This window comes from Lutibacter sp. (assembly GCF_040883305.1).
Lineage (GTDB): Bacteria > Bacteroidota > Bacteroidia > Flavobacteriales > Flavobacteriaceae > Lutibacter.
This window is the reverse complement of the sequence record NZ_JBFLKT010000049.1, coordinates 1-3,240: the sequence shown is the minus strand read 5'-3', so window position 1 is coordinate 3,240 and position 3,240 is coordinate 1. Positions and strand designations below refer to the sequence as shown.

The 3,240-nt window shown below is 29.8% G+C and carries 4 protein-coding genes; 2 read left to right on the top strand and 2 right to left on the bottom strand.

The features are described 5' to 3' along the window. Window positions 1-895: glycerophosphodiester phosphodiesterase (locus tag AB1Z17_RS01510; RefSeq protein ID WP_368050023.1), on the top strand; the 895-nt coding region annotated here is incomplete at its 5' end. A gap of 129 nt (window positions 896-1,024) precedes the next feature. Here AB1Z17_RS01510 and AB1Z17_RS01505 read toward each other — a convergent pair. Beyond that, window positions 1,025-2,020, bottom strand: coding sequence for a YhdH/YhfP family quinone oxidoreductase (locus AB1Z17_RS01505; RefSeq protein ID WP_368050022.1), 996 nt, complete (start codon window positions 2,018-2,020; stop codon window positions 1,025-1,027). A gap of 131 nt (window positions 2,021-2,151) precedes the next feature. Here AB1Z17_RS01505 and AB1Z17_RS01500 point away from each other — a divergent pair, with 131 nt between their 5' ends. Further along, complete coding sequence (locus AB1Z17_RS01500) at window positions 2,152-2,478, top strand: winged helix-turn-helix transcriptional regulator (RefSeq protein WP_368050021.1); 327 nt, start codon at window positions 2,152-2,154, stop codon at window positions 2,476-2,478. Window position 2,479: 1 nt separating this feature from the next. Here the strand turns inward: AB1Z17_RS01500 and rsmI are convergent, their stop codons facing one another. Then, the gene (rsmI, locus tag AB1Z17_RS01495; protein ID WP_368050020.1) at window positions 2,480-3,160 is read right to left on the bottom strand and encodes a 16S rRNA (cytidine(1402)-2'-O)-methyltransferase; all 681 of its coding nucleotides are present in this window, start codon (window positions 3,158-3,160) and stop codon (window positions 2,480-2,482) included. Window positions 3,161-3,240: the final 80 nt, after the last annotated feature.

Genomic DNA, 3,240 nt, shown 5'->3' with positions numbered 1-3,240 from the left:
TAATAATGAAAAATTTTATAATCCGATTTCTATTTTTTTGTTTTATGTCAAACAAAAAATAAATAAGTTTATGTGGAAAATTACATATAATATATTCTTATTATTGATTCTTATGAGCTTAAATTCTTGCAATAAAAGTATTTCAGAAAAAATTATTTTTGCAGATAATGTTGTAGTTGCACATCGTGGAGCCTGGAAAAGCAATAATCTTCCTCAAAATTCAATAGCTTCACTAAAACAAGCCATAACTTTAGGCTGTACAGGCTCTGAATTTGATGTAAGAATGACTTCAGACGATGTTTTAATCGTTACGCATGATCCTAAATATCAAGGTTTAGAGGTAGAAGAATCTACTTATGCAGAGTTGTCAAAATTTAAACTTTCAAACGGTGAAACCTTACCTACCTTAAAAGAATATATAAATGCAGCAATGCAGGATAATACAGCTACAGGTTTAGTGTGTGAACTAAAACCTTCAAAAGTAGAAGAGCGCAATATAATTATTGCAGAAAAGGTTTTAAATCTAGTAAAAGAACTTAAGGCTGAAAGCTATATTAAAGCATATATTAGTTTTAATTATTCAATTTTAAAAAGAATTATTGAAATTGATCCTACGGCTAAAACGCACTATTTAGATGGGTCCAAATCTCCAGAAGATTTAAAAAAAGACAAAATTTCGGGATTGGATTATGCAGTTTCTAAATTAAAAAATCGTCCAGATTGGATTGCTAGTGCCAAACAACACAATTTAATATTAAATGCTTGGACAGCAAATAAAATTGAAGATATAGACTGGCTTTTAGCAAATGAATTTGATTATATTACCACGGATGAGCCAGAACTTGTTTTCAAAAAAATTAATAACATTATGTTGTCAAAATCTTCAAAAGATTAGTTTATAAAAATACAGTGTTCTATTGAGTTCAATATATTTAAAATATAAGTTTATAGACAATTGATTTTAAGTTAAAAAAGCCCATTAAAGTTAATTAATGAGCATTTTTAATAATTATTTATTAAGAATTTAAAGTAATTTTAAAATGGTTCGTCCTTTTAATTTTCCCTCTAATATTAAATTTAACTTCTCACTTATTTGATTAAAAGTAATGGTTGTTGTATTCTCTTCTAAATTTCCAAATTTCCATTCTTTAGCTAGTTTATTCCATACTTGCTCTCTGTAATGCATTGGGTAATTTTGAGAATCGATACCAATTAAAGATATTCCTCTTAGAATAAATGGAAAAACTGTTAATTCAAGTTTTGGGGAAGCTACATTTCCACAACAAGTAACTACACCTAATGGTGCTACTGTTTTTATTATATTTTCTAAAATAACCCCTCCAACAGTATCAATTCCACCAGAAAATAGTGGTTTTAACAACGGTCTTTTTTGCATATCTTCAAAATCTTTTCGTGAAATTACCTCAACACCTAAGTCTTCAAAATACTGTTTTTCGTTTTCTTTTCCTGTTATTGCTGTAACTTTATATCCTAATTTGTTCAATATCAATACACTTAAAGAACCAACACCGCCTGTAGCACCGGATACAACAACATTTCCATTTTCAGGTTTTACAGTTTCCGTTAATTTTAAAACAGACATCCCAGCTGTTAAGCCCGCAGTTCCAAAAATCATAGCTTCTTTCATAGAAAGGTTTTTAGGTAATTTTACCACCCAGTTTTCAGGAACTTTTACATATTCTGCAAAACCGCCATTGGTGTTCATACCCAAATCATAACTAGTTACAATAACTTCATCATCAATTTTAAATTTTTCAGAAGTAGATGAAACAATTGTTCCAACAGCGTCAATACCTGGTGTATGCGGGTAATTTCGGGTAACTCCTTTGTTTCCAATTGCAGATAAGGCATCTTTATAATTTAACGAACTATAATGCACTTTTATAAGTAATTCTTTTTCTTCTAATGCTTCAAAAGGCATTTCTTTTATTGCTGAAACAAATTTTTCATTTTCTTCTTCAACTCTAAATGCTTTAAATGTTATTTTATGATTCATCATGTTTTCTATCTTTTAGTTACTTTTGTAACAAATTTCGATCAATAAATTGGAGTATGCAAGGGCTTACAAATTATGCACTTACGAACATTTTATGCTGTTTTGTATAGATAGGAAGTTTTAAAAGTAAAAAAATGAAAAAAAGTTACTGTCCAATAGATACTTTTATAAATGTGATTAAAGGAAAGCGAAAAAGCACCATTATTTTACATCTTTCTCAAGGAAATAAGAGATACAATGAATTGGTAAAACTTATTCCTGATATTAGTGAACGAATGATGAGTAAACAATTGAAAGAATTGGAAGCTGACAATTTAATTAATAGAGAAGTATTTCCTGAAGTTCCACCAAGAGTTGAATATAGTTTGACGGATTTAGGCAAAGAAATTCATCCTTATTTAAAGGGAATGTTTAAAGGTGGAATTATTTTTGAAAATAAGATTGATTCTGAAGAAAATTAAATTATTTCGAACTTTTTCCACCAACTACAATAACAAACTCTCCTTTTGGAGCTTTAGTTGTAAAGTGTTGAATTAATTCTGCAAGAGTACCTCTAATGGTTTCTTCGTATAATTTGGTGAGTTCACGAGAAACTGAAATTGATCTTTCTTCACCAAAATATTCAGCAAAATGGGTTAAGGTTTTTAATAATTTATGAGGAGATTCGTAAAAAATCATAGTTCTGGTTTCTTCGGCTAAAAAAGTTAAGCGTGTTTGTCTTCCCTTTTTAACAGGTAAAAATCCTTCAAAAACAAATTTATCGTTTGGCAAGCCGCTATTCACCAACGCAGGTACAAAAGCTGTTGCGCCAGGTAAACACTCTATTTCAACACCATTTTCTATACATGCTCTCGTTAATAAAAATCCAGGATCAGAAATTGCAGGAGTTCCTGCATCGGAAATTAATGCGATGGCTTCTCCACTTTGAATTCGTTTCACAATGTTGTCAACCGTTTTATGCTCGTTATGCATATGGTGGCTGTGCATGTGTGTAGAAATTTCAAAATGTTTTAATAGTTTTCCGCTAGTTCGCGTATCTTCAGCTAAAATTAAATCTACTTCTTTTAAAACTCTTATAGCTCTAAAAGTTATATCTTCTAAATTTCCAATAGGTGTTGGTACTAAATATAATTTTGATTCCAAAAGTTTCTTAATTAAGAATGATTATGCAAAGTTACTGCTATTTTAGATAATTAAACAACGTCATTGCGATAAGTGTAACG